We start from the raw sequence: 24,568 nt of genomic DNA on the forward strand, positions 1-24,568 counted from the left end.
TCATGAACTGCGTCGATGTGTGTCCGAAGGGCTTGAATCCGACACGCGCTATCGGCAAGATCAAGGAACTGATGGTACGCCGCGCGGTGTGACGGCGAACAATGTTTCTGCAGCCGGCTTTCTCCGGTTGCGGATTCCCGAATCGGCGGTGCAGGCCTGACCGCCTGCACCGCTTTCCAAACCAGCATCCACAACCCCGCGCATAACTTGTCGCGCCTCAAACCGCAGCGCAACATTTTTCCCTTCTTCCGCAGCAAATTACACTCTGTAATGTCGCGTGCTGCATCGCAGCGAATTATTCGCTAGTCGATGGAACTTTGCTAACAACCCGGCCTCTACCATGCTCCGCTTGCCAGCCGCTTCCGGCGCGCGGTACTTGCCTTGCCGACGTGTACTCCCGGTCGGTAATCGTTTCCCTGCTTACAGCATAGCGGGACTGTGAATTCATCCCGTCTGATTAAGGATTACGATCATGTTTAGCTTTCCATTCAACACCAATGCTGCAACCAACACGAACAATTTCGGTTCGCAAGCCCCGTACATGGCCTTCACCAACCGGCTGGTGCATGCCTCATTGCAGCTGCAGGAATTAAATCGACAGGCGCTGCGCCGCCTCGTCGAGGAGTCGGCAGTCGACATGCAGAAGGCGCTGAGGGTGAGGTCGCTGGCCGATGCCCAGATACTGCTCGGCGAGCAATCCAAATCCTCCATCGAAAAAATCACGGGCTACTGGCAGAACGTCGGCAATATTGCACTGGAAACCTGGGGCTCGCCGCGCATGGTTCTCGGCGCCGTGGAGACGACTCGCGCCGTGGCGGAACCCTCGGTACCGGTGAGCGAGGCCTTTGTCGAGACGCCGGCCGTGATCACCAAGCCGCATGACAACGAAGTTCATCCGTCGCCGCTGGTAGAGAAGCTGGTGGCTTCGGTAGCGGTTGACCCGGAAAAGTCGGGTGCCCGCAGCAAGCACTGATCCAGCATTGCTTGATCGCACGCGGTCTCCCCTGAGATCATCGGCAAGCAGCGGCCATGCATGACGCGCCGCCGCTGCCGCCCGCCGGCTCGCGCGTAGCTTGGCCAGCAATGAACTTCCTTAAATCCTCCCTGCTCCCCGCCCCGTGTCTTCCCTGCTAGCAAACCCCTGTTAACTTGGGAAAATCGTGGTCTGCGCGCGACAAGGCTGCCCCAAGCCGCACTTCGACGAAGAAGCGCGATTCAACGGGGAAGATCGGCGCGGCTTTCCCGGCGGCGCTTCTTGCCGCCGAACAAGCGGTGCATGACCAGCACATAAAGACCGGCTGCGCCGCCGATGAAGGCTGCGGCCATCAGGTATCTACCGGCCAGGTTCAAATAGTAGGCACCCGGATCGGATGCCTTCAACGCATTGTCAGCCGCTTCGCGCTGCCGCCGCTTTTCCTCTGCCAATGCTTCCCGCTTGCGCACGGCCGCTTCGCATGGCTGATTGCCATGGCAGGAAGCGACCGCCCTCTCCAAGGCATGGGCGGCTTCCCGCCCGCTGTCGGCAATGGAAGATGCAGCGGGCAGAAGGCTGAGGCTGAGGCTGAAGCAGAACAGGAAAAGAAATCGAAGGATGACGGACATTCGACGGGAGATTCATTGCTGATGAGAGACGGTGCCGACTATACGGCATTCCGGCGTCAGCAGCAGACTTTACGAAGAGCCGCGTCGGATGCAGCTAGCTGTACCGTTTCCGATATAATTAAACACCTGTTTGAAACAAGCGTTTGAAACATCTGCTTGAAACACACGTTTGATCATGAAATGGCAACTTCCGACAATGTTCTCCTGGCGCGCGAGCGCCTCCTGCAAATAGCCGCCGAAACCTTCGTCGAAAGCGGCTTCAAGGCGACCTCGATCCGCAAGATATGCGAGCGGGCAAATGTCAATGTCGCCATGGTGCATTATTACTTTCGCAGCAAGGAAGACCTTTACCTGGCTGTTCTCGATTTCGCCCGCCAGCAGGAACGGGCAACGGCCATTGACCCGGCGGCGTCCGGCGCTGAAGTCGAGCCGCGGGAAAGACTGCGATTGGCGATCAAGGGGCTGGTCTTCAATCTGTTGAACCCCGGTCAGTCGTCGCTGCGGACCCGGCTGCTCGCATGGGAACTGATGGATCCGTCTCCAGCCATCGGCACCATCGCGGACAGGGACATCAAGCCCGAGCATCGTTATTTCGCCGACATGATCCGACGCATCACCGGTGACGCGCTGGACGACGATGCAATTCAGCGATGCGTATTCAGCATCATCGGGCAAGCCGTGTTTTATGCGAACGCCCGTCGCATTCATGAGATCGCCACGCCGGAAATCACCTATGACGCGGCCGGCATCGACATGATCGCCGAGCATGTCTACCTGTTTTCCATGGCCGCCCTCGATGGTTTCGCCGGCCACCACGATCACACCGGCCCCGTCCAAATCAATCAAGATCCATCGCAATGAATACCAAGCTGCTGACCATCGTCCTGGCCGGACTGGCCATGATCGGCCCTTTCGCCATCGACACCTACCTGCCCTCGTTTCCCGCCATCGCCGAACATTTCGCGGTGGCTCCCGCGCTTGTTCAGCAGACGCTTAGCGTCTACCTGTTCGCCTTCGCGCTGATGAACCTGTTTTACGGAACCCTGTCCGATTCCTTCGGCCGCCGGCCGGTCATTCTCGTGTCGCTGCTGGTCTTTACCGCCGCGTCGGTCGGCGCGACGCTGGCTCCCGGCTTTACCTGGCTGCTTGCATTCAGGGCGCTGCAGGGCGCTTCCGCGGGCTCCGGCATGGTCATCGGACAGGCCATCGTGCGCGATCGATTCCAGGGCGCGGATGCGCAGCGCTTCATTGCCAATATCATGATGGTGTTCGGCGTGGCGCCCGCAGTCGCCCCTGTGATCGGCGGCTTTCTCCATGCCGCGTTCGGCTGGCGCTCGACCTTCGCCTTCATGACGGCCATCGGCATCGTGCTGCTTCTTGCCTGCCACGCCTGCCTGCGCGAAACCTTGCCGCTTGCGTCGCGGCAGGCATTCCAGGCCTCGAGCATTGCCCGCAACTACTGGACGGCCATGCGACATCCGCAATTCCTGCTGCGCGCGCTCGGCGCAGGCTTCGCGTTCAGCGCCTTTGCGCTGTATATCTCGTCGGCGGCCAGTTTCGTCATGCAGGTGCTGCATCTGCCCGAAACCGCTTTCGGATGGCTTTTCATTCCCATGGTCGCCGGCATGGTGATCGGTTCGGCGGTTAGCGGCCGGCTGGCGCACCGGGTCGCTCTGCCGAGCATGATCCGGCGCGGCTTCGCCGTCATGGCCGTGGCGACTCTCGCCAACCTGGCCTACACCAGCCAGTTCGCTGCGGCCGTGCCCTGGGCGGTGCTGCCGATCATGCTGTACGCATTCGGCATGGCGATGGCGTTGCCCGCGATGAGCGTGATGACGCAAGGTCTCTTTCCGCAGATGCGAGGACTTGCCGCGTCGCTGCAGAACTTCGTCCAGATGCTGATCTTCGCCCTGGTATCGGGTTTCGTCTCTCCGCTGCTGTTCGACAGCGCATTCAAGATGGCCGCAGGCGTCGCCGCCGGTTTTCTCCTGAGCGTCGCTTGCTGGACGCTCGGCAACCAGCACGGCAAGCAGGTTCAGGCCGCCGATCAGGCATCCAGTCCTGCGTGAAATGCGGCTGGTCACCCGGGCAGGCGCACAACCGCGCGAGCGGCAAGCGCTGTCAGGCCGGACGGTCCACCCGCGCGACGGACTGTACTGCGCTGGCGTTCCGTTTTTCCCACCATGCGTTCAATCGCAGCCGGATCGGATTCTCGAACAGGTAAAAGGACAGCGCTCCGGCGATCATGGCCGCAGCAAGATAGAACATGCCGTGTGCAGGTTCATGCCTGGCGGCGTGATAAAACGGCTGCTGCCACAAATAGAGCGAGAAGGAGCACACCCCGAGCCAGCGCAGCCAGGCGGCCGATAGAAGCGTCCTGATCGCCGCGGGAAGCACGGCCAGCTGATTGACGGTGAACGCCAGCAGGAGCGGCGCAAGCATCAGGTGGAGGCCTTTGTCGCGATATCCGATGTAACACACCAGCCCAATCCCGAAAGTCACTACCGGCAGCAGGCCGGGTACGGCAATTCGCATACTCGATGCGTACTTGTGATGCAAAACTCCATAAGAAGCGGATGCAAGAAGTCCGAGAGCGGCATACTGGCTTTGTATTGCCCAGGGAGTCGCGTCGCCCATCATGGCAAACCGGTGTGCCGTAAGAACAAGGATCAGGCCGGTCGTTCCAACGAGGAAGATGTCCGCCGCGAGATGTCGCCGCACAAGTCTCAGCAGGACGACGCCAAGAGCAAGATAGGCATAACTGTGCTCCTCGACATTCAGGGACCATACATGCTCGATGGGCCAGTCATTGGCCCAGATGTGGGGCGTCGCCGGATAATAGGTTCTGAGAAAGGCCAGCGTGCTGACCAGTTCGCTGAAAGGCACCTCGTAGACTTCGGGCTGAAATGAGGCCGCGTAAACCGCCATGGTCGCCGTGAACAGCCAGAACGTCGGCAGCACCCGGCTGAACCTGCGGAAGAAAAAGGTTTTCAAGCCGACGCGTTTGATGAAGAGAAGCTGCCCCATCAGCAGCCCCGATAGCACGAAGAACATTTGCACGCCGAGTCCGCCAAGCACATCCAGCTTGAAAAAATGGCCGACCAGGACGCACAGGATGGCCAGGCCGCGCCAGCCGTCAAGGTAGGGAATGCTTCCGGTCCTAGTCTTCACCATGTATAGATCTTGTCGCTTTGAAAGGTTTCGTTCGAGGCTCTCGCAATCGAATCCAATAAGATTTGATAGGATTCAATGGGATTCAATAGGGTCCAATAAGGGCCGATGGGGTCATCCGCAAGTTAACCAGCGATCCTTGCATTGCGCATTGATGCGATTGGAATGAGGTTGCGAACGCCGGCGCATGGATGCCGGCGGCCGCACCATCCAATCAGGACAGCAACAGTTGTTTGACGCGTCGCGTCTTACACCCCTACTCCCCTACTCCCCTACTCCCCTACTCCCGCAGGCGGGGTGGAGGCAGGAACTGCGAACCCGCGCGGTTCGCGCTGCCGGCAGTCTTGCACCTGCAAGGCATCATTCGTCACTTTCATGATTGCCTGTGCCTGAATCCGTTTGTGTCTGCGTACGGCAGCGCTTCGATCAGCTTAGGGCGGCGCAAAAAAGCTGAAGACGAGACCTTATTCGTAATACGAATCGTCGAGCAGCACGTCTTCGAAAAATGCGCCAAACCGACGTTGCGGATCAACAAGATGAATCTCGAGGATCCAGCGCATCGGCGATGGGATATCGCCAAAATCGGCCAGCGCACCCGTATGAATGGCCGCATGCGGAAAATCCGAGACGCGATGGCCCGGCAACTCGGGATTGAGTTCCCATCCCATTTCGGCTGCACGGCGCACGGCGAAATCGTATAGCTGCCGGCCGGTCAGCTTCCCGTCCTGCCAGGCACGGCGGACCTCGTGAAAGAGGCGCTCCGCATCCGCCGCACACCGGGCGTACTCCGGCGCCTCGCCGACCACAAAAGCGGCACCGCCATCGCCTTCCCAATCCTGCACGCGCGGCGCGATATCAACAAAAAAGATATCGTTCTCGCCCAATACCACGCCCGGCTTCGATGCCCTCTTCATTGGCTGGAGTGTGTTAACGCCGAAACGCACCCGGGTCGGATGCCAGCTCAGCGAGTGGCCCTGCGAGGCGATGATCTCTTTCGCCAGCTGGACGGCATCTTCCTCCACCATTCCCGGTTGACGCGAGCCGCGATTGCCGCGATCGCTTTCCTTGTCTCGGCACGTGCCAGCATCATGCCCTCTACTGAAAACGCGGGTCCTACCCGTTCCGCCACATTTGCCACGTCGATCCCTTTCAAAGAATAGATAAATGAACTGCATGGATATTGTGCGAAAAGTGGAAATGGCATACCGGGATACCGAACGAGGAAAACGGCCAATCTGCGCGTGAAAACGGCCAGCACCGCATGCCGTTCGATCATGCGCCGCTCTAACCGTTATAGTGACGACGATTCAATCAGGAGACTCCAGTGCGAACCGTTGCTATTCTTGTCTTCCCGAATGTGCAGTCTCTCGATGTCACGGGGCCGATGGACGTATTTGCCGAGGCAAACCGCTTTCTCGAGCCGGCCGATCAATACCAGATCCGGGTGATCGGCACCGAAGCCGGTCTCATCAGCTGCGCCAACGGTCTATTGATCCAGCCGCATGACACCTGCGCCAGCTTCAGTGAATCCGTGGACCTCCTGATGGTCGCAGGCGGTCCGACCGTCACTCAGCAGCCGCGCAATGAAATCTTGTGCGACTGGCTGCGCGCGATGGACCGCCGCTGCGCGAAAATCGCATCGGTCTGCAATGGCGCCTTCCTGCTTGCCTATGCCGGGCTGCTTGAAGGCCTGCATGCGACCACGCACTGGAATGACGTACCCAAGCTGGCGGCGCGCTTTCCAAACGTGCGGGTTGAAGCGGACCGCATCTTTGCGCGCTCCGGACGCATCTACACCTCGGCCGGAGTCACGGCGGGAATCGACCTTGCGCTGCACCTGGTGTACGAGGACTGCGGGCCGGAAGTATCGCTCAATGTCGCAAAACGGCTGGTTGTATTCAGTCAGCGTAACGGCGGGCAGTCGCAGTTCAGCCCTTATCTTGCTCCTTACACGGATGAAGAGGCTTCCCTGGTACAAACCGTCCAGCAGTACGTGCTAGGACACCTGCACGAGGAACTGAACGTGGAGCGGCTCGCAAATGTGGCCGGCATGAGCGTGCGAAATTTTTCACGTGTATTTGCAAGGGATGCACGGATGACGCCAAGCGAGTTCGTCGAACGTGCGCGCGTGGACGCCGGCCGGGCATTGCTCGAAACAAGCGCGCATCCATTGAAGACGATTGCGCATCGCTGCGGCTTTGGCACATCGTCAAGGATGCGCGCCGCCTTCGTCAAGAATCTCGGCGTCACTGCACAGCAATACCGCGACAACTTCGGTGCGTACTCGGGGTCCCATATGCCATCCAGTGTCTGCAATGATTAAGGCCTTATCCGGCGCTGCGATAAATTGACGGCGACACGCCAACCTCGCGCCGGAATACCTTCGCGAAATGACTGGGGCTGGTATAGCCAACCTCCATTCCCACCTCGATAATGCTTTTGCCGGTTTCCCGCAGCAGGCGGCGCGCCCTCTCCAACCGGAGCCGAATGAAATAGGCGGAAGGCGACATGCCGGTAGACTGCTTGAACGCCCGGCAAAAATGATACTCGCTTAGACCTGCTTCCTCCGCCAGCCGGGACAGGCTGAATTCATCTTCGAGCGATTCCCGAAGGAGGTCCGTGATGCGCTTGAGCTTGTAGGCAGGCAGTCCGCCGCGATGCACGCTGCCTCGCAGCGCAGGGTCCGAGTACTGGCGCACGATATGGACAGCCAGGGATTGCCCGATGCCATGCACATACAGCGGACTTGGCTTGTGCTGGCTTGTCAGTTCCCGTCGCAAGTGTTCGAGCAATTGGGACAGCACCGCATCGCTGGCGCCTGAAATTTCCTTCAGCCCGGCATCCGTCGAATCCTCGCTGAAAAGTTCCATGACCGCCTGCCTGACCAGGCCCAAACCGAGATACAGGTGCATGACGGTGAAAGGCTCCGTCCCCTCCGCTTTCCAGCGCAGCTCGCAGGGACGCGGCGAATTCGTTAGAAAGAAGTCCCCCTGCGTGACGCGACTGGCCTTCCACTCCCCTCCCGGCTCTCGCTCCTCGACCACGGCAGTGCCAGACAGGATCCATACGACCAGCGGTTCAGGCACGGCGGGCAACATGATGCTTTCCTGGACCTGGCTGCGGGTGAACATCTGGATGTACAGATCTTTCAAGGGATAGTCCTTGCTCGTGGCAAGAAGCACTCCCGGTACATGTTCGTCGAACGCCTCTGCGGAGCTTCGGTGCGATTGGGTCAATGGCATGCTGTCTCCAGAATGTTCGTCCATTCGATCTCCCGGTGAGTTACCGGCAACTTACCGGTATCAAAGATGACTGTGCAGGAATATGGCAGTCAATGGACTTCGGCACCATGGCCGAGTTCCAGGATCCAAGTCACAACTCCCAACACCCGAGACCTGACTGCCCGCGCGGATACGGAACCAACAGGATGGCAAGTCAGTGAATGCTTGCCGTCGGCCGTACGATGATTTCGCTGACATCCACATCGGCCGGCTGTTCGATCGCATAGGCAACCGCGCGCGCGATCGCACTGGAGCCGATGGCGATTTTACGGAACTCGCGCATCTCGGCGCGTCCCTGTTCGTCGGAAATGGAGTCCGCCAGCTCCGACTCCGTCACGCCAGGCGAAATCACGGTTACGCGAATATCTTCTCCGACCTCCTGGCGCAACCCTTCCGAAATAGCGCGAACCGCATACTTCGTGGCGCAATACACCGCCGCAGTCGGGCTTACCGCATGGGCTCCGATAGAGGCCATGTTGATGATCTGGCCGCTGCGCTGCGCCTGCATCAAAGGCAGCGCGGCCGCAATGCCGTGCAGCACACCGCGAATATTGACGTCGATCATGCGGTTCCATTCGTCTATTTTCAACGCGTCCAGCTTCGACAGCGGCATGACGCCGGCGTTGTTGAGAATGACGTCGACCCGGCCATGCGCGCGCCGGGCAAAGGCGACGAACTCCTGCATGTCTTCCAGGCTGGTCACGTCGAGGCTGCGGTATTGCGCCGATCCGCCGGCTGCCCGGATCTCCCCGGCCAATGCCTCAAGGCGGTCGGTACGGCGAGCGCCGAGCACCACATGCGCGCCCCTGGCCGCCAGATGGCGCGCCGTGGCTTCGCCAATCCCGCTGCTCGCACCTGTGATGAGAATGACCTTGTTTTCGATGCCGCTTGCGTTGTGTTGGTTCTTGTCCATCTCTCGACTCCAATAGGTAGGAAAAATGCGCTTGTCCTGCACGAAGCAGCCGATACTTTTTTCAGACTTGCGCGATGGAGAAAGTGTATTGGCGGGACCGGCGATGGAAAATGGCTATTCCTCGCGACGCATTGCCTAAATCTATTGGCGTGAGTACCGACGATTCCATGCTTCAAGTTTTCGCCAGGTCCTTGATAAACGTTTCCAGCATGGCGACGGTCCTGTCGAATGCCGGGTCCGATGGATTCACCGGTATTGCGGAGGCCGCCTCGTGCATCTGGATGCTCACCGGAACGTGTGCATCATTGAGCCGCTGCGCATATAGACTGGCTTCGTCGCGCATCGGGTCCGAGCCTGTGGAGATCAGCAGGACCGGCGCTAACCCTGCCAGTCGCCGCGACCGCAACGGCGATGCATAGGGATGGTTGAAGTCTGCCGGTCTCGATAAATAGTCGGGCCAGGCGCGCAAGCAGGGATGCTGCCGCGTGCCCCGCAATGCCGCGGTCGCCTGTGCCGGATCGAGCAGCGGTGTAATCAGCACCTGTCCCGCAAGGCGAACCCCACGACCTCGGTTGAAGTGCCGGTCACGCGCGATCATCGCGATTGCCGCGGCGATGGTTCCGCCGGCTCGGTCGCCCCCGACAAACAGGTTTGCCCGATCGATCCCGAGCGCTACCGCATTGCATGCGGCCCATTGCAGCACCGTGTATCCCGTCTCGAGTGCGGCGGGGAACGGTGAGGCAGGAGCCAGCGGATAAGCTACGCAAATAACGGCAGCCGTGCCGCGCATTTCTCTTGCAATCGCATCGGCGTCTTCAATGCGACCGCTGTTGAAATAGCCGCCATGCAGATAGATGAGAGCGGGCCGGCGGGCGCGTTCGGCGTTGCCGTACATCCGCAGCTTGACCGTACGTCCGATAAACGGGACGAGCAATTCCAGTTCCCGGTACATTGGCCGCTCCGTCCCGACGAGCTTAACCGTTGCATGCATGGTGTGCTCCGCGTCCGCACCGGTTATTCACGCGGCAGCGTATTCAGGATGGGCGTTCCGAGCGCATGGGCCGCGCGCACCGGGTCGAAATACTCGCGCAGGACGGCGATTCTTCCGTTGGACGCCTTCAGGAAGACGATGTATTCCTGGCGATAGACATGACCGGTGTCATTGATGATGCCTTCGGCTTTCACCTGGGCGACCGCGGTCTCCGGGTCCGCACCGGGCATGATCCGCAAGTCGTAAAAGCGGAAGTCGCTCACTGCCTTCAGGAACCAGCCGACGTGCGTCTCGACTGCGCCGCGTCCTTCCAGTTTTTCGGGGTGACCGATGGCACCGGCATACGGCAGCTCCCAGACGATATCATCGGTTATCAGTGTTTTCCACCTTGCATTGTCCATTACCAGGGTGTTCAGGTGCTGCTCCAGCAGTTCGGATGCGATTGTCATGTCAATTCCTCAGAAGTGGTCAAGAAGGCCGCAATCGATTCACGGCCATTGGAAATCCGCCAGCGGTTCTTACGCAGGCGAAGCCGCGCTACGGATCGAACGGCGGGCGTCGAGGCTGAAGGCACCTGCACCGAAAGCCGCCACCTGCAGCAAGCCGCCGGCCATTGCAAAGTTTTTCAACAGATGAATCATCTGATTCTGGTCGCCAATCGCGCCGTGGAACAGGAGGCCGGTCACGATGGAGAATGCGGCCAAGGCGAGGGCGGTCAGGCGTGTCTGGTAACCGACGATCAGCAACAGTCCGCCAATTAATTCAATGCCCACGGCACCCGCCAAACCCAGTGCCGGCAATGGCAAACCCATTGCGGCGATGTAGCCCATGGTCGCGGCTGGAGCCGCCAGCTTGCCTGCTCCGCTGATGAGAAAGATGGCAGCCAGAAGTGCGCGGCCGATGGCAGGGACTAAAGAAACTTGATTGAATTGCTTGTTCATGATGGACTCCGATTTTAAGAATTGAAGGATGTGAAGTAATGGCACCGCGGCTTTGCTCGTCACGGTGCAAGATGCAATATGCAACAGTGGTTTATCAGGGAATCAGGATTGCGGGACCGACGAGGCTGCGCGATGCGATATCTTCGTGGGCGCGCACCACATCCGACAGCGCGTAGCGTGTTGGCTCGATCGTGCCGAAGACGCCGGCACGATAGGCGGCGAATACATCCGTGCTGGCTTCATCGAGGCTGCTGCGCTCGCCGACGTACTGCGACGTTGCGGGTTGCACGTAACGAATCCCGCGCCCCGGCAATCCCGCCTTGTCGTCCGCGGCCGGTGCGCCCGATGCGTTGCCGACATGTGCCAACGTGCCGCCGGACCGCAGAACGGCTGCTGACAGAGCGAAGGTAGCCTTGCCGACGAACTCGTAGACGGCATCCACGCCGCGCCCGCCGGTGATCGCATTCACGGTTTCCAGGAATTCCGGATCGTCAGTAACGAGGACATGGTCGATGCCCCGATTCCGTACGCCTTGCGCCTTTGAAGGCGAACCGACGGTGGCAATGACGGTGGCGCCAAGCGACTTTGCCCATTGCGCTACCAGCGACCCGACACCGCCCGCTGCGCCATGCACCAGAACGATGTCGCCCGGCTTCACTACATGCACGCGCTTGATCAGCATCCACGCGGTCAGTCCCTTGGTGAGCAGCGAGGCCGCCACGTCGCTGGCGATGTCGTCCGGGAGCTTGACCAGGACCCCGGCATCAATCAGCCGCATATTGGAATAAGCGCCCGGAGTAAAGAAGTATGCGGCGCGATCACCGCTCTTCCAGCCTTGAACGCCATCGCCGACCGATTCGACCACGCCCGCACCTTCGACGCCCATGTCGAACGGCAGGGATACGCCGAAGGCGCCGCTGCGGAACAGGGTGTCAACGAAATTCACTCCAATGGCTTCGTGGACCAGCTTGACCTGTCCATTTCCGGGGCCGCCTGCGATAGCTGCGGAAGTCTCGTATTTCATCACCGAGGGGGCTCCGTTTTCATAGATGCGTACGCGCTGTTGTTGCATGTGACTCTCCTTTAATAGGGGCAAGCCATCCCGAGATTTGAGCGGGATTGCGTTGCCAGGCCAGCGAAGTGGTGTCGTTCGCTTTCAACCTTGGATGTACGCAGTCTATAAGCACGCAAATGATTGATAAAGATGCCATCGAAGACATCAATGTTCCTTTTTCTGTGATAATCTACTCGCAAGATAACTCTGAGAAACGCCATGGATTATTTCGCTTCGGTGCGTGCCTTTACCCGTGTGGTCGAATCGGGCAGCTTCGTCAAGGCAGCCGCCTCGCTGGATTTGCCGCGCAATACATTGACAAAACAGATACAGGCTCTGGAAGCGCATCTGCGCACCAAGCTGCTTAACCGCACGACGCGGCGCGTATCAATGACCAACGATGGCGCGGCTTACTATGAGCGCATGTCGCGCATCATGGAGGAATGGGAGGAAGTCGAATCCGAACTTGCGCATGCCCAGGCAAGTCCGCGAGGACGCCTGCGTGTCGATATGGCGTCCGCAACCGCGACGCAACTTGTCATCCCGGCGTTGCCGGCGTTCCATGCGCGTTACCCGGAAGTGCAGCTTGATATTGGTGTAAGCGACCGGCCGGCGGACCTGGTGAGCGAACGTGTCGACTGCGTTGTACGGGCCGGGAAAGTGGCCGATCCCTCGCTGATTGCGCGCCATGTCGGCGACTTGCCTTTTGTGACGTGCGCAACGCCCGCCTACCTGAAGAAACACGGGACACCGGCACATCCCGCTGATCTGGAGTCCGGACACCTGCTTGTGCGTTATTTCTTCTCTGGATCCGGACGACAATTACCCGTCGAACTGACCCGCGATGGCGAACGACTGACGGTCAGGGGAAAGCACTTCATTTCGGTCAATGACGGCAATGCCTTGCTCGCCGCCGCGCTGGCAGGGCTGGGCATTGTGCATACGCCGGCGTTTATTGCGCAGTCCCACATCGATGCGGGACGGTTGATACCGGTACTGGAGGACTGGAGCGCCGATGTCATACCGATCTCCATCGTCTACTCTCCGAATCGTCACTTGAGCACCCGGGTACGCGTCTTTGTCGACTGGATGATTGAACTGTTCAGGAATAAGCAGCAGTCAAGCTGAGCTGAACTAAACTGAGCTGCGCGGTTTAATTCTGGATGAAACGTGCTGGTGGAGACAACAGTTCTTTCAAGGTTCGGCACCCGTGATACTAAGCAATGCGGTTTCCGTTACGCATGAAGAACTGTTGCGGCCAATGCCGTACCGGCCCGGCCAGCCACTTTTTCGTTCACGGTCTTCCGATAATACATTGCCTTATTTGGAACGCATGGATGCGTCATGCGCGTCGAACGCTTCATTAAGCGCATTCGCAGCATCGATGGCTCTCGGAAATCCCGCCGTGACAGTCGTCAAGTTGATGATTTCCTTCAGCTCGTCGGGCGTGACGCCAAGGTTGAGCGCATACCTTGCGTGCACCTTCAACACAGTCAGGTTACCTTGCGCAGCAAAAGCCGCGACCGCCGCCAGCTGCCGGGTTCGGTCATCGAGCCCGGGACGTGACCAGACGTCGCCGAGAGAATAATTCACGATTGCGTCGGCGAGAAAGGGGAAGTCCTGCTTGAGCTTGTTCAGGACCGGTTGGCCGGCGCCCGCCGATAACTTGTTCATGACAGACTGGCCGCGGGCGTTTCGCTCCGCATTCGTATCCTCCGCTGCAAGCGCAGGGGCAACGGCGGCAAGGAGCAGGGTATAGACTGCGAGGGTTCGTTTGATCATTTCATCTCTCCGGTTTCAAGTGTCCATTGCAAAGGGAGACCGTGCGGGCAAGTCATCCCGCCATCATCCAACTGTCATTAGAAGAATGTGCATCCGCATGACGGCAAGAATAAAAGGGATGGCACGTCGCAGGAAATGCCGGATTCTGGATTTGGTTTGCCTAATCCTCTTTCACGGTGGACATCGGAAGTGTGTAAGATTAAAGTGCATTTTCCGTTAGACGCGCCATATACCTGCCTTGGATCTTGCAATGAAAAATCCGGCTCCCGACAAAGAACAATTGATCGAACTCGTCAAGAAGCTTGCACCCTCCGAGGGCTATACGCTGACGTCCCTGGAGGGCGTACGGTTCATGAGGGCAGATCGCGCCTTGCCCCGCACACCCGTGTTGTACGAGCCCAGCATTGTCGTTGTGCTGCAGGGAGGGAAACGAGGCTTCATAGGAGACCGCATCTACAATTACAATGCGCAGGAATTTCTGGTGCTGTCGGTTCCCATGCCATTCGAGAGCGAAACCATCGCAAGCGCTGAAGAGCCGATGCTGGCAATCTCTATCCGCATCAATCTCCCGGTTGCAGCCGACCTCCTGGTTTCATTGGACGCCGAGCAGTACGGGCGGTCCGCGCCGCCGGCGGGAATATGCTCGACCAAGCTCGGCGCCGACCTGAGCGATGCCGTCTCCCGGCTTCTGCTGTGCCTCGACTCTCCGCTGGAAGCAAAGATTCTCGGCCCCTCGATTGTTCGCGAGATTTATTACCGCGTTCTGACCGGCGAACAAGGTCCGGCAATCCGGGCTGCGTTGAACCACCATAGTAATCACGCAAAGATCAACCGCGCACTGCGAAGGATACACTCCGACTATGCGGGAGACCTGGATATCAATACGCTGGCAGACGAGGCGGGGATGAGCGTAGCGGCCTTTCACTCCAACTTCAAATTGGTCACCCATACCTCTCCGATTCAATATCTCAAGACGGTGCGCCTGCACAAGGCGCGCTTGTTGATGATCCAGGATGGAGTGACCGCTTCCACCGCGGCGGTCAAGGTTGGTTACGAGAGCCCCTCGCAATTCAGCCGCGAGTTCAAGCGCTTTTTCGGCCGTCCGCCCGCGGAGGAAGCGACTCTCATGAAGAGCGCCCTGATCGTCAGCGCCGCGGAAACCAGGCCGGGGCACATTAATTTCTGATATCCCGGCAGCGCCGGGATCGTGGACTGCCTGCTTCGGCTTTAACGATGCGCTCAGCTTGCGTTGATGCCGCGTTGCAGGACCGGATGGTGAGTTTTACGCCATGGATGACTTTGACGAAACCGGAATATGGATCAGCGAGGACGGCGATGTCCGCCTCGAGTTGCGCAGCGGTCGCTTTCATGAAAGACAAAACTCCTTGCAGCTTGAATATCGAGGAAACTTTCGGGTAAGAGCCTGTTCGATCGTCTTTGTGGACGACTTGGATGGGCTGGCCACGACGGGGCATTTTGAATGCGATGGTCTGCATTTGCGGGGCACCGTCTTCCGTCGCCTGCACTAGCCTATGCAAGTAGACTCGCGGTCACGCGATCAGTCGCCGTCCACCATGCAGGTGTTGCACGAACCGGTGGTGCGCACGATTGACTCAAATGTTTAATCCGCACGTTCTCGAACCGGGTTAACACGCTGCAATGTTTGCTAAGCCAAACCATTCCGGCAATCACAACGCTGACCGCCCATCGCCCATGCCTGCTTGCAGGCCACCCTTCTCCCGCAAGCCAAGGAGACGAAACGGCCTTCCCGCAATATCGCGACAGTCGGCGCAATCCTGCGCGAGAAGCGAGCCTCTCTTTGGTCGATAGTACATCCATGTCGACAGCGACATGTCACATCAAGCCGCCTCGGCCCATGCTGCGGCCAAGGCACACACTATCGATAAAGGAGAAATGCAATGAACCAGACCGTACCGACCCCTAACGAAGTCGCAGACAAAGTGATCCTCGTCACCGGTGCAGCAAGCGGCATCGGCCGTGCCATCGCCGAAACGCTCCACGCCCGCGGCGCCCGTGTCATCGCCGAGGATATCGATCCCGCGGTCCGCTCCCTCGAGCGTCCCGGTCTCGTGCCCTTCGTCGCCGACATCACCGCCGACGGTTCCGCCGAAGCTGCTGTCGCGCTCGCCGTCAGTCGCTTCGGCACGCTCGACGTGCTGGTGAACAATGCCGGACGCATCCTCTACAAGCCGGTCGTCGAAATGACGCGCGAGGACTGGAACTGGCAAATGGAGACCAATGTCACTGGCGCCTTCCTCCATTCGCGCGAAGCCATGAAGGAAATGATGAAGCGCAAGTCGGGGGCGATCGTCAATATCGCGTCCTATGCTTCGTACTTTGCCTTCCCGGGTATTGCCGCCTATACCGCATCCAAGGGAGCGCTTGCCCAGCTTACGCGTACCCAGGCACTGGAAGCCATCGGGCATGGCATCCGAGTCAACGCGATTGGTGTGGGCGATGTCGTCACCAACCTGCTTAATCATTTCATGGACGACGGTCGCGGCTTCCTTGCCGAGCATGGCAAGCAGGCGCCGATCGGCCGCGCCGCTGCGCCCGAGGAGATTGCCGAGATCGTGGCCTTCCTCGCCTCGGATCGCGCGAGCTTCATTGTCGGCGCCGTTGTCATGGCTGATGGCGGCATGAGCGTGGCGATCGGAAGCTAGCGGCGGACGGGAAGCGCCGGTGGCTGACGCCGGCCTTCTCGCCGGGAGGTGCATTTATTGCGATGCCGCTTTGGCAACAACGTCGCTTTCAAGCAGGACCATCGCAGGGGGGAACGCAAGGAAGCAAGGCCATTTTGCCAATGTTTGTTGCAAAATACCGCAACACCCGCCGAAGATTCTTTGGAAGATTCTTTGTAGTCTTGGGCGAAATCAGTATGATGTTGCAGGGCGGTAATAAATACAGACAAGGTCGACGAACCGTGCGCAGAGACGATGACAGGCAAACGAATGCGGCATCAGGCCAGCACCATGGCTCTGCACGCGATTTGGCGGAACATGCAACGACCGTGGTATGGACTTCCGACCTGCAAGGGGTCTGCACCTGCATCCATTCCGACGTACCCGATAAATTCCCCGAGCAAGGCATGTTTGCGCAGACCGACTGGCTGGAGTCGATTCATCCCGAAGACCGCGTGCGCCTGGGGCCCCGGTTCCAGGAAGCCAGGGAAAAAAGAGTCCGCTATCAGTTCGAATACCGGGTCATCAAGCGGGACGGCTCCATCCGCTGGCTGAGAAGTTCGGCCGTTCCGCGCTTTAACGAAATCGGCGAGTTTCTCGGATATGCCGGTGCGATTACCGAATCCACCGAGCTGCGGGAAACGGTGCTGGAGCTTGCCAAAAGCGAGCTGGCGCTCCGCCTGGTCATGGAGCACAGCACCGACCTTATCAGCCACCACGCGCCGGATACGGGCGACTATCTTTACGTCTCCCCGTCATCGCAGGTCCTGCTCGGGTTCAAGCCCGACGAACTGCTCGGCGTCAGTGCGTATTCCCTGATTCACCCTGACGATGCGCATCTTGTCCGTGCCGAAGTGGCAAGACAGGCCTCCCGCGACATCGACAGCAAGCTGGTTGAATTCCGCATCCGGCACAAGGCCGGCCATTATGTCTGGCTGGGCGCAAAAATAAGGGTGCAGCGCGATCCGCTGACCGAGGAAAAACTCGGCTCGGTGGTCGTGGCGCGTGATATCGGGACCGAACGACGCGAGCGCGAGGCACTGATACGCAGCGAAGAGCGGTTTCGCAGCCTGGCGAACCTGTCCTCGGACTGGTACTGGGAGACGGACGCCGAGGGCCGCTTTACCTATGTCTCCGATGGCTTGTATAGGCTGTTTGGCGCCTCGCCCGGGGAAGTCATCGGACGCACGCGGATTGACCGGGCTGCCGACACCACGCAAGCCGGGCTGCTCGAATACCTGAAGGCGCTTGAGGAAAGAAGGGTCTTCAGGGACATCCGCTACTCCGTCTATGTTCAGAGCAAGGGGACAGTCCGGCATTCCGCGATTTCCGGAGAGCCTGTCTTCGAGGATGGGCAATTCAAGGGATATCGCGGCGTGGGGCGCGACATCACTGAACAGATTCTTGCCGAAAAGCGGCTCGAACAGCTCGCCACGCATGATTCGCTCACCGGACTGGCTAACCGGGCTCACATGCAGGAACGCCTGCAGCGGATGCTGGAGAATTCGCAGCTGGAAAGTCAGGTCGCGGTGCTGTTCATCGACCTGGACAGGTTCAAGGAAGTCAATGACACGCTCGGTCATTCGCCCGGCGACATATTGCTTGCGGAAGTCGCCCGCCGGCTCCGCAAGAATCTGCGCCCGGACGACCTTGTCGCCCGTCTTGGCGGGGATGAGTTTGTCGTTGCCATACCTTGCCCCCAGGGCGCCGAATCCGCGCGGATGCTGGTCGAAAAGCTCAGTTCCGCGTTATCGGAACCGATGGTGATCGCAGGTCATGAAGTGTTCGTCCGCGCCTCCGTCGGCATCAGCATGTATCCCGACGACGCGAAGTCGAAAGAGGCATTGCTGCAGGCAGCCGATATTGCGATGTATCGGGCAAAAGAGGCCGGGCGCAACAGCTATCGCTTCTTCAACCAGGCGATGAGCGAACAGATGAAGGGGCGGATGACGATCGAGAATTCCTTGCACCGCGCCCTTGAGCGAAAGGAATTCGAGCTTCACTATCAGCCTCGGGTCAATCTGTCGACGCTGCAGGTCGCCGGCTTCGAGGCGCTCATTCGCTGGAATCATCCACAGCTGGGGCGGATTGCGCCCCTGGAATTCATTCCGATTGCCGAGGAACGGGGTTTTATCGCCGAGATAGGAAAATGGGTCCTGGACGAGGCTTGCTGCCAGGCCCAGCGCATCATCGACGCGACTGGCAAACCGATCCGCATCTCTGTCAACCTGTCCGCGCGGCAGCTCGCCGGCGAACAACTGCTCGATGACGTTCGCAATGCATTGGACAGATCGGGACTGCGTGCCGATCTGCTGGAGCTTGAGCTTACCGAAACGGCGCTCGTCAACGACATCGATGCATCCACCAGAATCTTCCAGGCACTCAAAGGCCTTGGTGTTTCCCTCGCGGTCGACGACTTCGGCACCGGCTACTCGGGCCTGGCCTACCTTGGACAGTTCCCGATCGATGTGTTGAAGCTCGACCGCTCCTTTGTGAACCAGAAGAATCGCGACAAGACAGGCAACAAGCGAGTCATCGAGGCGTTCATCGAGATGGCGCATCGCTTGGGCATTCCGGTGGTCGCCGAGGGAGTCGAAACCGCCGATACCCTCGCCTTCCTTATTGCGTGCCGTTGCGACGAAGCGCAGGGATACTACTTCGCACCGCCGCTGCCGGCGCAGGAAGTAGCGGGCTTCCTTGAACGCTTTTCAGGAGACGCGCCCGCAATTGAGCCGAACACCTGCATAACGCCTTAACATCGACCGAAATTACGCTCTAGCTGCCGCCCTTGGCAAGGTGATGGGCGACCAGCGCATTGGCATGCCCATGGCCCAGCTTGTGCTCCGACTTCAGAATCGCAACCATCTCCATGTGCTTCTTCCCCGTCATGGCACCGAGCACGTCCATCCAGTGGGCGATGGGTTTGCCGTAGGTCTTCTCTATGGAAGGGAAGTAGGAAGCCGGTCCTTTCACTTTTTCTTGCATGCCAATCTCCTTTTCAGATTTCTGATAACGGTTTCAATTGTGCGGAAGCGCCCGCCGTCCCGATCTCCGGATTGCCAAGCTCGCCAACTTTGCCGATCAGGCAAGTCGGCCGAGCCCGGGAGCAGCATTTGCTTGAGGATGAAAACCTAGTCCTTGATCTCGGCCTCGACGAGTTTCGCCAGCAGCTCGAGCGACTCCTGCCAGCCAAGGTAGCAGGCTTCGGCCGGGATGGCGGAAGGGATGCCTTCCTGCCTGATGTTGACCTCGACACCGCAGAATACCTCGCGCAGCGTCACGGTGGTGTGCATCTTGCCGGGCAGGTTAGGATCATCGAATTGGGCTGTGTAGCGCAGACGCTTGCCCGCCTCCATTTCAAGATATTCGCCGCCGAATGAATGGCTGTGACCGGTCGTGAAATTGGTGAACGACATGCGATAGCTGCCGCCGGTGCGGCTGTCCATCTCGTGCACGGTGCCGACGAATCCATGCGGCGGCAGCCATTTTGCAAATGCGGCCGGCGTAATGAATGCGCGATACACGCGATCGGGTGTGGACTTGAGGACACGGTGAAATTCAACGTTATTGGTAGACATGATCGATTTCCTTTTTTAGGTTCGGCAGAGGAAAGCCCTCTGATGACACGACGAACGAACGGTCCGCAAATCGACATTCAGGCGCAGATTTTTTACGGGGTTCGCCGCCGGACCGCTCCAGGTCCGCGGCGCCCTCGCCTAAAGAAACATTTAAGCCTGTTGCAGGGAAGAAGCGAATGCGGCAAGTTCAGCATAAGCCGCCCCGCGCGGCACGGTCAGTTCGCGAACTGTTCCTGATCCATCAGCCTGTCCCACCATGCCTGCGCTGCCTGCTCTCCCCGATTATCGAGCAGGTAAGAGTACCCCGCGCCGGCCACGCTCTCGACAAGGCTGCTGTCGTTCCTGGCTGCCGTCAACAGATACTCCAGGCCCCGCTCGTTCTTTTCCTCGATCAGGATGTGACCATAGCTGTATGCTGCCTTGGGGAATGGTCCGCCGGGCTGCCCCAGGAGATGCTCAAGCACGGTTTTGGCAGCCTTCGGCGTTTCGAATTCGGCTTTCAGCAACGCCAGTTCCTGCAGGTCATGCAGTGCAAGCGCCTGCAGCGGCTGGACGTTCAGCTCGCTCAGCCGCTGTGTCGATCGCACGACATATCGATGGTGGGCTTCCCAATCCTTCTTTTCCTTGTCCCACCATGCCGTGTCGAATTCCTGTATCAGGCGCTTCGCGGTTCCAGCGCCAATCAGGGCCTCGGCCGCGGTGATCTCGATTGGTTTCGGAAGCGACAGGGCTTGCCCTGTCGCTTCCACGCGGTCGCGAAGCGCAGGGTGCGTGTCGAGCAATCCGGACTGTTCGCGCCAGGCTTCGGCCAGGCGCTCGGGATTGGCCCATTCCGGATAACCGGCCCTGAAAGCCGTGCGCATCGAGGTGTAGGGCATCATGGCGGGACGCGAGACGGTATTGGCTTGCTTGAAGATCGCTGGCCAGAACGATTCGTGGAACCAGCGGCCCAGCAACGCATCCCGGATCAGGCCGCAGGCGTTGACGTCGGCGCCGACCAGCTGCGTCGCAGTACGGTCGGCTTCGTATTCGTTCTGCCGCGACAGCACGAAGGTGTACGCATTATAGTAAGGCATGAAACGGTCGAGGGCGGCGGCCAGGAGTGCATGGGCCCAGCTGGTTTCGCGGTCGCGGTCCACCTGCTCGTGCAAGGCGCCGAAGGTGCGCCGTTGGCGGTAGATCCATGCGCCGATTTTGCCGTGATGTCCGCACAGGTGGCCATATTCGTGCGCGACGGTTGCCAGCATTTCGTTCGGAGGCACGCCGAGCAGGTAGGGAAGCCCGAGAATCAGGTAATTGGCGTGGCCGCCGAACAAACCCCAGCGGGGACGCTGCGACACAGCCGCGTTGAACCGGTCATCGATGAGCACGTAATGGATCGGCGGGCCATCGAGTTTCCTGCGCATCTTGTCGAGCACTTCGAACAGCCTGGGCGCTTCCTCCCGCACAATCCGCCTTCCTTCCGGCGGCGCAAGGCGCATGAAGAACATCCGCAGCACGACGAACATTACCGGGATCATGGTAATCCCGAAGATAGCCACCGTAATCATGCTGGCCCGCTGCGCCTCGCGCGCCCAGTTGAAGCCGGCATACACAAAACCGACGATGGCGGCGAGCGTGGCGAAAAGTGCGATATAGGCGGCGCCGCTGATCAGCAGGACTTTCGTGCGAAACAGCGCGGGACCATGTTCGGCCTGCGCCTCCAGCCTCCCTATCAAGCCTTCGTAAACATAGCGGTCCACCGATATTCCCTGCCATACAGTTATTTTCCGGAAAGCATAACTTATGCTCCAATGCTGCACAATCACCCGGGCCAACCATATCGGTGCTTGAAAAAAGCAATCCAGCTTTCCTTCAAAGCCATGGCGGGTTCTGCCTGAAGGATCGGCGCTTTGCCTTTGTTCAAGGCGGCTATAGACATATCCGGCTACATTATTGATGATGTGAAGCTAGAGCGCTTTCGGTTTGACCGGTCTAGGCGAGGCCGAGGTGGTTTGCCTGCGAAACAAGGCGTGGTGACGCGACATGGCGGGGCTCGGCGCCCCCGGGCCATGGCAAGGAGGACTCGGCGTCCCCACACAACGCAGTGTCGCTGGCAAAGCAGCCGGGATCGCCAGGCAGATCAAACCGAAAGCGCTCCAATGTTTTCACATAAACCGAGCGGAGGAACACTTGTCCAGCATATGGCGCCTTTCAGCTTCNCCAGGCAGATCAAACCGAAAGCGCTCCAATGTTTTCACATAAACCGAGCGGAGGAACACTTGTCCAGCATATGGCGCCTTTCAGCTTCAGACCTTGCCGCAAAAATCCAGGCGAAGGAAATATCCGCACGCGAGGCGGCGCAGGCTGCGCTGGACAGGCTGGCCGCGGTCAATCCCTCGATCAATGCCGTCGTCGATTGTCGGCCGGAAGATGTCCTGGCACAGGCCGACCGCATCGATGCCGCCATTTCCCGCGGATAATCGCCGGGCATGCTCGCCGGCGTTCCGGTGACGGTGAAGGTCAATGTGGATCAGGCAGGCCGTGCGACCACCAATGGCGTCGCGCTGCAGCGCGACCTCATTGCGCATTCGAACAGCCCGGTCGTCGACAACCTGTGCAAGGCAGGCGCGATCATCCTGGGACGGACCAATACGCCCGCCTTCAGCTACCGCTGGTTCACCAGCAACCAGTTGCATGGCAACACCCGGAATCCGCGTGATCCGGCACTGACGCCGGGAGGTTCGTCCGGCGGCGCGGCTGCCTCGGTTGCGGCGGGAATCGGCCACCTGGCGCACGGCACCGACATCGCCGGATCGATCAGATATCCCGCGTATGCTTGCGGGGTGCACGGGTTGCGCCCGACCCTCGGACGGGTGCCCGCGTACAACGCGTCCCTGCCGGAACGGGCGATCGGCCCCCAGCTCACCGCTGTCTCCGGCCCCATCGCCCGCACCATTGAGGATGTGCGACTCGGCCTCGCCGCGATGGCGGCGCCCGACCCGCGCGATCCCTGGTGGACTCCTGCGCCCCTGCAAGGTCCTGAAGCGCCGCGCGTGGCAGCGCTCTGCCTGCGGCCGGATGGCCTGCAGATACAGCCGGAAGTCGAGTCGGCACTGGTCGAGGCGGCGCAGCGGCTCCGGGAGGACGGCTGGCGCGTCGACGAGATCGGCAATACGCCACCGATGAAGGAAGCGGCCGATCTTCAGATCGTCCTGTGGCTGGGCGACGGCTTCGACGCAATGGAAGCGGCCGCCATCAGGGAGAACGATCCCGGTGCGCTGGCTGCGCTTGCCGGGCACAAGGCGAGAGCAAAGTCGCTCGACCTTTCCTCGTTCTCGCACGCCTTCACGCGCAGGGCGGCGCTTTTGCGCCAGTGGCGGCTGTTCCTGGCCGACTACCCGGTGCTGCTGCTTCCGGTATCGGCCGAACTGCCTTTCCCGGATGGGCTTGATCTGCAGGGCGAAGCTTCCTATGCTCGCGTATGGACCGCGCAAATGACGCAGATCGGACTGCCATTCCTGGGCCTGCCTGCCTTGACCGTTTCAACCGGAATGGCGGGGACCGCCCCGGTCGGCGTCCAGCTCGTTGCGGATCGTTACCGGGAAGACCTTTGCCTGCTTGCCGGCGAAGCAATTGAACGGGGCGGGGTACCGCCCTCGCCTGTCGAGCCGGCCTGATCGTCGGCGCGGACCATGCCGGGCGGCGCGGCAAAGGCTGGCATGCCCGATTGACTGGCGCCATTCCAATTTCAAGATCGAATTCAAGGAGACAACATGACGGTTCTTCAAGGGAGCATTGCCTGGATCACCGGCGCCGGTTCGGGAATCGGCCTGGCCGGCGCCCAGGCCCTGGCCGAAGCAGGTGCGACAGTTGTCATGTCGGGGCGTCGCGCCGAACTGCTTCAGACTGAGGCCGAGGCCATCGTCGCCAAGGGCGGAAAGGCGGAAATCGAGGTACTTGATGTCAGCGATGCCGAGGCCGTACAGCAGGTGAGCCAATCCATCCTGGCCCGGCATGGCCGCATCGATATCCTCGTCAACAGTGCCGGTCTCAACGTACCCAACCGTTTCTGGAAGGATCAGAATGCCAGCGGCTGGAACGAAGTCATCCGTATCAATCTCGACGGCAGCTTCTATTGCATTTCAGCGGTGCTGCCGTCCATGCGCGAACGCAAGTCGGGCCTGATCATCAATATCTCCTCCTGGTCCGGCAAATACGATACCTATATGACCGGGCCGGCCTACAACGCCGCCAAGCATGGCGTGGTGGCCATGACCGAGCACCTGAACCAGGAAGAATGCATCAACGGCATTCGCGCCTGCGCCGTGTGTCCAGCGGAAGTCGCCACCCCGATCATGGACAGGCGGCCTATACCGCCATCTGCCGAAGACCGCGCCAGGATGCTGCAACCCGACGACCTCGGGCGTACCATCCGCTTCATCGCGGAAATGCCGCCGCATGCCTGCATCAATGAAATCACGATCAGCCCGACCTGGAACCGGATATTCCTCGGGGCATCGGATATCAAGCGCACCTGATAGCTGCAAGAGGTCCCCGAAAATACGCGCGCT

The 24,568-nt window shown here is 59.8% G+C and carries 23 protein-coding genes and 2 pseudogenes; 12 read left to right on the plus strand and 13 right to left on the minus strand.

Features of this window, described 5'->3' with window-relative positions; all coding sequences use genetic code 11:
* Window positions 1-92: pseudogene (gene sdhB / locus RY831_RS26195) on the plus strand (succinate dehydrogenase iron-sulfur subunit); the annotation flags it as partial.
* Between the two features lie 380 nt (window positions 93-472).
* Window positions 473-973, plus strand: a complete 501-nt coding sequence (locus tag RY831_RS26200) for a phasin family protein (protein WP_326509327.1) — start codon at window positions 473-475, stop codon at window positions 971-973.
* 242 nt (window positions 974-1,215) lie between these two features.
* Here RY831_RS26200 and RY831_RS26205 read toward each other — a convergent pair whose 3' ends face one another.
* Window positions 1,216-1,602 (minus strand): hypothetical protein, encoded by a 387-nt coding sequence (locus RY831_RS26205; protein ID WP_326509328.1) that lies wholly within the window; start codon window positions 1,600-1,602, stop codon window positions 1,216-1,218.
* A 180-nt stretch (window positions 1,603-1,782) separates the two neighbouring features.
* On the opposite strand from RY831_RS26205, the gene RY831_RS26210 reads away from it, so the two are divergent.
* Both RY831_RS26210 and RY831_RS26215 read left to right on the plus strand, forming a co-directional pair.
* Entirely contained in the window at window positions 1,783-2,463 is a 681-nt protein-coding gene (locus RY831_RS26210; protein WP_326509329.1) for a CerR family C-terminal domain-containing protein, read from the plus strand.
* Window positions 2,460-3,671, plus strand: a complete 1,212-nt coding sequence (locus RY831_RS26215) for a multidrug effflux MFS transporter (protein ID WP_326509330.1) — start codon at window positions 2,460-2,462, stop codon at window positions 3,669-3,671. Before RY831_RS26210 ends, RY831_RS26215 begins: the two co-directional genes overlap by 4 nt.
* A 52-nt stretch (window positions 3,672-3,723) precedes the next feature.
* On the opposite strand, the gene RY831_RS26220 is transcribed toward RY831_RS26215, so the two are convergent.
* Together RY831_RS26220 and RY831_RS26225 are read right to left on the minus strand one after the other, a co-directional pair.
* Window positions 3,724-4,776: an acyltransferase family protein gene (locus RY831_RS26220; RefSeq protein ID WP_326509331.1), complete on the minus strand. Its 1,053-nt coding sequence runs from the start codon at window positions 4,774-4,776 to the stop codon at window positions 3,724-3,726.
* A gap of 461 nt (window positions 4,777-5,237) precedes the next feature.
* Window positions 5,238-5,798: a M24 family metallopeptidase gene (locus tag RY831_RS26225; RefSeq protein ID WP_326509332.1), complete on the minus strand. Its 561-nt coding sequence runs from the start codon at window positions 5,796-5,798 to the stop codon at window positions 5,238-5,240.
* 299 nt (window positions 5,799-6,097) lie between these two features.
* On the opposite strand from RY831_RS26225, the gene RY831_RS26230 reads away from it, so the two are divergent.
* On the plus strand, window positions 6,098-7,096 hold the full coding sequence (locus RY831_RS26230; protein ID WP_326509333.1) for a GlxA family transcriptional regulator: 999 nt from the start codon (window positions 6,098-6,100) through the stop codon (window positions 7,094-7,096).
* Window positions 7,097-7,100: 4 nt separating this feature from the next.
* On the opposite strand, the gene RY831_RS26235 is transcribed toward RY831_RS26230, so the two are convergent.
* From RY831_RS26235 to RY831_RS26260, 6 genes are all read right to left on the minus strand, one after another.
* On the minus strand, window positions 7,101-8,015 hold the full coding sequence (locus RY831_RS26235) for a helix-turn-helix domain-containing protein (RefSeq protein ID WP_326509334.1): 915 nt from the start codon (window positions 8,013-8,015) through the stop codon (window positions 7,101-7,103).
* 193 nt (window positions 8,016-8,208) lie between these two features.
* Complete coding sequence (locus RY831_RS26240) at window positions 8,209-8,967, minus strand: SDR family oxidoreductase (RefSeq protein ID WP_326509335.1); 759 nt, start codon at window positions 8,965-8,967, stop codon at window positions 8,209-8,211.
* Window positions 8,968-9,139: 172 nt separating this feature from the next.
* On the minus strand, window positions 9,140-9,958 hold the full coding sequence (locus RY831_RS26245) for an alpha/beta hydrolase fold domain-containing protein (protein WP_326509336.1): 819 nt from the start codon (window positions 9,956-9,958) through the stop codon (window positions 9,140-9,142).
* A gap of 23 nt (window positions 9,959-9,981) precedes the next feature.
* Window positions 9,982-10,407, minus strand: a complete 426-nt coding sequence (locus tag RY831_RS26250; RefSeq protein ID WP_326509337.1) for a nuclear transport factor 2 family protein — start codon at window positions 10,405-10,407, stop codon at window positions 9,982-9,984.
* 69 nt (window positions 10,408-10,476) lie between these two features.
* Window positions 10,477-10,899 (minus strand): DoxX family protein, encoded by a 423-nt coding sequence (locus RY831_RS26255; protein ID WP_326509338.1) that lies wholly within the window; start codon window positions 10,897-10,899, stop codon window positions 10,477-10,479.
* A gap of 94 nt (window positions 10,900-10,993) precedes the next feature.
* The gene (locus RY831_RS26260; RefSeq protein WP_326509339.1) at window positions 10,994-11,971 is read right to left on the minus strand and encodes a quinone oxidoreductase family protein; all 978 of its coding nucleotides are present in this window, start codon (window positions 11,969-11,971) and stop codon (window positions 10,994-10,996) included.
* A 201-nt stretch (window positions 11,972-12,172) separates the two neighbouring features.
* On the opposite strand from RY831_RS26260, the gene RY831_RS26265 reads away from it, so the two are divergent.
* Entirely contained in the window at window positions 12,173-13,081 is a 909-nt protein-coding gene (locus RY831_RS26265; protein WP_326509340.1) for a LysR family transcriptional regulator, read from the plus strand.
* 192 nt (window positions 13,082-13,273) lie between these two features.
* On the opposite strand, the gene RY831_RS26270 is transcribed toward RY831_RS26265, so the two are convergent.
* Window positions 13,274-13,735, minus strand: coding sequence for a carboxymuconolactone decarboxylase family protein (locus RY831_RS26270; protein WP_326509341.1), 462 nt, complete (start codon window positions 13,733-13,735; stop codon window positions 13,274-13,276).
* Between the two features lie 250 nt (window positions 13,736-13,985).
* On the opposite strand from RY831_RS26270, the gene RY831_RS26275 reads away from it, so the two are divergent.
* The 4 genes from RY831_RS26275 to RY831_RS26290 all read left to right on the plus strand — a co-directional run bounded on the left by RY831_RS26275 (window position 13,986) and on the right by RY831_RS26290 (window position 19,193).
* Window positions 13,986-14,921: an AraC family transcriptional regulator gene (locus RY831_RS26275; protein ID WP_326509342.1), complete on the plus strand. Its 936-nt coding sequence runs from the start codon at window positions 13,986-13,988 to the stop codon at window positions 14,919-14,921.
* 103 nt (window positions 14,922-15,024) lie between these two features.
* Window positions 15,025-15,264: an Atu4866 domain-containing protein gene (locus RY831_RS33280; protein ID WP_367576104.1), complete on the plus strand. Its 240-nt coding sequence runs from the start codon at window positions 15,025-15,027 to the stop codon at window positions 15,262-15,264.
* 390 nt (window positions 15,265-15,654) lie between these two features.
* Entirely contained in the window at window positions 15,655-16,419 is a 765-nt protein-coding gene (locus RY831_RS26285; protein WP_326509344.1) for an SDR family NAD(P)-dependent oxidoreductase, read from the plus strand.
* A gap of 347 nt (window positions 16,420-16,766) precedes the next feature.
* Window positions 16,767-19,193: a sensor domain-containing protein gene (locus tag RY831_RS26290; protein WP_326509345.1), complete on the plus strand. Its 2,427-nt coding sequence runs from the start codon at window positions 16,767-16,769 to the stop codon at window positions 19,191-19,193.
* Between the two features lie 19 nt (window positions 19,194-19,212).
* Here the strand turns inward: RY831_RS26290 and RY831_RS26295 are convergent, their stop codons facing one another.
* The 3 genes from RY831_RS26295 to RY831_RS26305 all read right to left on the minus strand — a co-directional run bounded on the left by RY831_RS26295 (window position 19,213) and on the right by RY831_RS26305 (window position 21,757).
* Complete coding sequence (locus RY831_RS26295) at window positions 19,213-19,422, minus strand: DUF4287 domain-containing protein (protein ID WP_326509346.1); 210 nt, start codon at window positions 19,420-19,422, stop codon at window positions 19,213-19,215.
* Window positions 19,423-19,568: 146 nt separating this feature from the next.
* Window positions 19,569-20,015 carry an SRPBCC family protein gene (locus RY831_RS26300; RefSeq protein ID WP_326509347.1) on the minus strand — a complete coding sequence of 149 codons (447 nt, stop codon included), beginning with the start codon at window positions 20,013-20,015 and terminating at the stop codon, window positions 19,569-19,571.
* A 215-nt stretch (window positions 20,016-20,230) separates the two neighbouring features.
* Window positions 20,231-21,757 (minus strand): M48 family metallopeptidase, encoded by a 1,527-nt coding sequence (locus RY831_RS26305; RefSeq protein WP_326509348.1) that lies wholly within the window; start codon window positions 21,755-21,757, stop codon window positions 20,231-20,233.
* A 519-nt stretch (window positions 21,758-22,276) separates the two neighbouring features.
* Here RY831_RS26305 and RY831_RS26310 point away from each other — a divergent pair.
* Together RY831_RS26310 and RY831_RS26315 are read left to right on the plus strand one after the other, a co-directional pair.
* Window positions 22,277-23,674, plus strand: a pseudogene (locus tag RY831_RS26310) (amidase family protein).
* 96 nt (window positions 23,675-23,770) lie between these two features.
* Entirely contained in the window at window positions 23,771-24,535 is a 765-nt protein-coding gene (locus tag RY831_RS26315; RefSeq protein WP_326509349.1) for an SDR family oxidoreductase, read from the plus strand.
* The last annotated feature ends 33 nt before the right edge of the window (window positions 24,536-24,568 follow it).

The organism is Noviherbaspirillum album (assembly GCF_035916955.1).
GTDB classification, from domain to species: domain Bacteria; phylum Pseudomonadota; class Gammaproteobacteria; order Burkholderiales; family Burkholderiaceae_D; genus Noviherbaspirillum; species Noviherbaspirillum album.

Excerpts from the sequence above, each read along its gene's own strand:
- RY831_RS26240 (WP_326509335.1), bottom strand. The coding sequence starts at position 8,967 with ATGGACAAGAACCAACACAACGCAAGCGGCATCGAAAACAAGGTCATT.
- RY831_RS26275 (WP_326509342.1), top strand. The coding sequence starts at position 13,986 with ATGAAAAATCCGGCTCCCGACAAAGAACAATTGATCGAACTCGTCAAG.
- RY831_RS26260 (WP_326509339.1), bottom strand. The coding sequence starts at position 11,971 with ATGCAACAACAGCGCGTACGCATCTATGAAAACGGAGCCCCCTCGGTG.
- RY831_RS26200 (WP_326509327.1), top strand. The coding sequence starts at position 473 with ATGTTTAGCTTTCCATTCAACACCAATGCTGCAACCAACACGAACAAT.
- RY831_RS26315 (WP_326509349.1), top strand. The coding sequence starts at position 23,771 with ATGACGGTTCTTCAAGGGAGCATTGCCTGGATCACCGGCGCCGGTTCG.
- RY831_RS26225 (WP_326509332.1), bottom strand. The coding sequence starts at position 5,798 with ATGGTGGAGGAAGATGCCGTCCAGCTGGCGAAAGAGATCATCGCCTCG.
- RY831_RS26270 (WP_326509341.1), bottom strand. The coding sequence starts at position 13,735 with ATGATCAAACGAACCCTCGCAGTCTATACCCTGCTCCTTGCCGCCGTT.
- RY831_RS26205 (WP_326509328.1), bottom strand. The coding sequence starts at position 1,602 with ATGTCCGTCATCCTTCGATTTCTTTTCCTGTTCTGCTTCAGCCTCAGC.
- RY831_RS26215 (WP_326509330.1), top strand. The coding sequence starts at position 2,460 with ATGAATACCAAGCTGCTGACCATCGTCCTGGCCGGACTGGCCATGATC.
- RY831_RS26220 (WP_326509331.1), bottom strand. The coding sequence starts at position 4,776 with ATGGTGAAGACTAGGACCGGAAGCATTCCCTACCTTGACGGCTGGCGC.
- RY831_RS26245 (WP_326509336.1), bottom strand. The coding sequence starts at position 9,958 with ATGCATGCAACGGTTAAGCTCGTCGGGACGGAGCGGCCAATGTACCGG.
- RY831_RS26295 (WP_326509346.1), bottom strand. The coding sequence starts at position 19,422 with ATGCAAGAAAAAGTGAAAGGACCGGCTTCCTACTTCCCTTCCATAGAG.
- RY831_RS26250 (WP_326509337.1), bottom strand. The coding sequence starts at position 10,407 with ATGACAATCGCATCCGAACTGCTGGAGCAGCACCTGAACACCCTGGTA.
- RY831_RS26265 (WP_326509340.1), top strand. The coding sequence starts at position 12,173 with ATGGATTATTTCGCTTCGGTGCGTGCCTTTACCCGTGTGGTCGAATCG.
- RY831_RS26235 (WP_326509334.1), bottom strand. The coding sequence starts at position 8,015 with ATGCCATTGACCCAATCGCACCGAAGCTCCGCAGAGGCGTTCGACGAA.
- RY831_RS26210 (WP_326509329.1), top strand. The coding sequence starts at position 1,783 with ATGGCAACTTCCGACAATGTTCTCCTGGCGCGCGAGCGCCTCCTGCAA.
- RY831_RS26255 (WP_326509338.1), bottom strand. The coding sequence starts at position 10,899 with ATGAACAAGCAATTCAATCAAGTTTCTTTAGTCCCTGCCATCGGCCGC.
- RY831_RS26285 (WP_326509344.1), top strand. The coding sequence starts at position 15,655 with ATGAACCAGACCGTACCGACCCCTAACGAAGTCGCAGACAAAGTGATC.
- RY831_RS33280 (WP_367576104.1), top strand. The coding sequence starts at position 15,025 with ATGGATGACTTTGACGAAACCGGAATATGGATCAGCGAGGACGGCGAT.
- RY831_RS26300 (WP_326509347.1), bottom strand. The coding sequence starts at position 20,015 with ATGTCTACCAATAACGTTGAATTTCACCGTGTCCTCAAGTCCACACCC.